Below are 3,024 nucleotides of genomic sequence, written 5' to 3'. Positions count from 1 at the left end.
GCTGCCAAAGCGCCCATATTATCACACCCTACCCACGTGAAACAGCGAGGAGCCAAAATTTTCACCCAAAATCGAAGGTCACTTGGCTGCCCTCTGGTCGCGGTAGGAACGCCGGTTTGCGATCTGTACCTGAGCAAGCCGGTTAAAAAGAAGCGGTTGCTGGAAGTCATTCAGGAGCGGACCAGCTGAACAGTCCCTTGCGATTCATGCGGAACCAGCCCAGAATGCCTCGCATTCAACCGTCCATGGCATCAGGCGATACAGCCGGAGGGACAGTATGTCGAACAGACTTGACAACGACTCCAGCTACAAACTGCTTTTTTCCCATCCAGAGATGGTGCGGGATCTGATCCTCGGTTTCGTTCAGGGGGCCTGGGTTTCGCGTCTCGACTTTTCTACTCTGGAAAAAGTGAATGGCCTCTTTGTCGGTGACGAATTCCGTGATCGGGAGGATGATGTCATCTGGCGGCTGCGCTTTGGCGATGTCTGGCTATATGTCTATATTCTGCTGGAGTTTCAGTCATCTAAAGACAATTTCATGCCCCTGCGGGTGGGAGACTACATGTTCTCTCTGTACCAGGATTTGCGCCGGGCAAAACAGTTGCCGGACAAAAAATTACCCCCCATCCTGCCGGTTGTGGTGTATACTGGAAAGCAAAGGTGGGATGTTCCGCTTGATGTCAACGAGATGATTGTTCCAGTTCCCGGCTTGGACGTCTATCAGGTTCGTATGCGGTATTTGGTACTGGACGTGGTGAGTATGGCGGAATCAGAACTGGAGTCTCTGCGTAATTTGGCGGCGGTCCTGTTCCGCCTGGAGAAGAGCCGGTCCGTTGAGACGGTTCGAGAACTGGTCAGGACACTGCAGGAATGGTTAAAGGCACCTGAGCAAATCAGCCTGCGACGGGCATTCGCCATATGGTTGAGGCGGGTATTGCTACCCAAGCGTCTGCCGAAGGACGATATTCCAGAAATAACAGATTTATATGAGGTGGATACCATGTTAGCCGAGAGCGTTCAAGAGTGGGTCAAACCGTGGATGGACCAAGGCCGCCAGGAAGAAGCCGCTTCAATACTCTTGAAGCTGATGCGCTGCAAATTTAGCCAGACACCAGACTGGGTAACCGAGAAGGTGATGGCGGCGAACTTGGAAGAGATTGAAGCATGGAGCGAAAACGTCCTATTCGCCAACTCCGTGGACGAGGTATTCGCCGACCGGCATTGATCGAAAAAATGCCCTCCAAATTCTCCGATTCTCCGTTTCTCCGTTTACGTTCGAAAAGTTTGACGAGACGTCCATTGCTCTCCAAGCGGGAATCGAAAAGGCGGGTCCACAGCTATCCGATGACGCAGAGGAAAAATTTCGACGCACCACGGACAAGCCTTTGTAGATCAGGATGATTGACGTACACTGCGTCAATTGGTCACCAAGGGCACCTTCGAACGATTTCTCCAGCTTACTTTTTGCTCGTTACAATACGTCACAGAGAATGAGTTTGACGGTGTATCACATGCTCCACCAATTAAATCAAACATTTACGGCCACTCTCAAGGTGGCCGTTTTTGTTCCAGCAATCAAATAGCAATCAACCGAAAAAAATTCCCGATCCGGTCAAATCCCTGACATGCCTGGATTCTCCCGCCAGGGGGTGATGCCTCCACGGATTCCTCGATCCTCCAACGTCAAGGGAGAGGTGTTTAGTACCACCCCCTGGCGGTCACACATGCACCCAAGATGCCGATTCCCTCCAAGGAAGAGATTCACCCTGGCAGGAACCGTTACAGGAACCGTTTCACCCCGTTACATGAAACGCAGCAGATACAGAACAGAGAGAGAGAATACCTACCCCAACCCCTCCCCATCGTCAGGGGTGGCGTGGTGGTGGTGGTGTTTTTCTGTTGAGAACAGCAGGGGGGATCAGTGCGGCAGGAAGGATTTCAGAATGAGCGTGATGACGCCGCCAACGGTGATGGCTGCACCCCACTTGAGAGGAGCCAGTTCAACTTGAAGGTCGCGTTTTGTGACGAGTTCGTTTTGTGCTGTGGCGATGACGCGAATTACCTCCTCCGCTTGTTCGGCTTGGAACCCGGCAGCTTTGAGACGATCCACCAATTCCAGGGAGTCAAAAGTGACTGTGGCCATGGTTGCTCTCCAAGTGAAAATTGATCTCCATTCCACCCTACCACAAAAAATCACCCCCTTGGAATTTTTTTTCAGTTGCCGCAAGTTTCCCGTTTACTCTCCTTGGCTATTGCCGCACGATTTTGGACAGGAGATTCGTAACCTCCACAACCAACGGCGGACCACCGCCACCGACAGAATGGCGTTTTTTTGTGCCTGCTTTCCAGCTTGGTGCAACTCCCAGCATTGAATAGCGCCATGCTCCGGGGGGATTCCCCATGTCCAAGCCGAAAGGCCAAAAGGGAATCACCCAACCGTTGGTGGGGTTACGAACCCCCGGAGTCTGGCCGCTTCGTAACCGTCCACGACTCCGGCAACGTCATCAGCCAACGGAGTCACCCATTATGAGCAACCCCCGTACCACGTCCGGCACCAGCAACCTTCAATCGCCAGAACCACCCCGTCCACCTGAAGCGTGGAAAACCCATTCCACCCCGCCGACAGGCCACAAAGACCTTTTTGACCCGGCGTTTCGATCATGGCACTTCCACAGCAATCCCTCGGACGCCTTTGCCGGATATGTCCGAAGAGCGAAAGGCGCCGCAACATTTCTGCATTTCGTCTTCAGCGAGTTGAGCCGAACCGCTTTTGAGCAACAACGCGACGATCCCGGCGGCTTCCTGCCTCAAGTCACGCTTTACAGGCCGGAAATGGACGGACTTGTTGAAATCCTGGCCGTGATCGGTGAATCAATTGACCTTGCAAATGACGCCTCGGAATCCATGGTTGCCGCCGCCAAGGAGTCCCGGCCATGAGAACGCTCCCCTGGCGGAAGGTCCGCAGTGATTTAATGGTATGGTCCGCCCCGCTCCAAAAACGGCATCAGTGTGCCACGGCATCAA

Annotated in this window: 3 protein-coding genes; 2 read left to right on the top strand and 1 reads right to left on the bottom strand. The window is 53.3% G+C overall.

All coding sequences use genetic code 11. The features are described 5' to 3' along the window. Positions 1 to 277: 277 nt before the first annotated feature. The gene (locus tag HQL56_19240; protein ID MBF0311652.1) at positions 278 to 1,225 is read left to right on the top strand and encodes an Rpn family recombination-promoting nuclease/putative transposase; all 948 of its coding nucleotides are present in this window, start codon (positions 278 to 280) and stop codon (positions 1,223 to 1,225) included. Between the two features lie 693 nt (positions 1,226 to 1,918). Here HQL56_19240 and HQL56_19235 read toward each other — a convergent pair. Beyond that, positions 1,919 to 2,143, bottom strand: a complete 225-nt coding sequence (locus HQL56_19235; protein MBF0311651.1) for a DUF1640 domain-containing protein — start codon at positions 2,141 to 2,143, stop codon at positions 1,919 to 1,921. 383 nt (positions 2,144 to 2,526) lie between these two features. Between HQL56_19235 and HQL56_19230 the strand changes: the two genes are divergently transcribed. After that, entirely contained in the window at positions 2,527 to 2,937 is a 411-nt protein-coding gene (locus HQL56_19230; protein ID MBF0311650.1) for a hypothetical protein, read from the top strand. The last annotated feature ends 87 nt before the right edge of the window (positions 2,938 to 3,024 follow it).

It is taken from the genome of Magnetococcales bacterium, assembly GCA_015231925.1.
GTDB lineage: Bacteria > Pseudomonadota > Magnetococcia > Magnetococcales > JADGAQ01 > JADGAQ01.
Note: the sequence above shows the minus strand (reverse complement) of the source record. Positions and strands in the feature narration are given on the sequence as shown.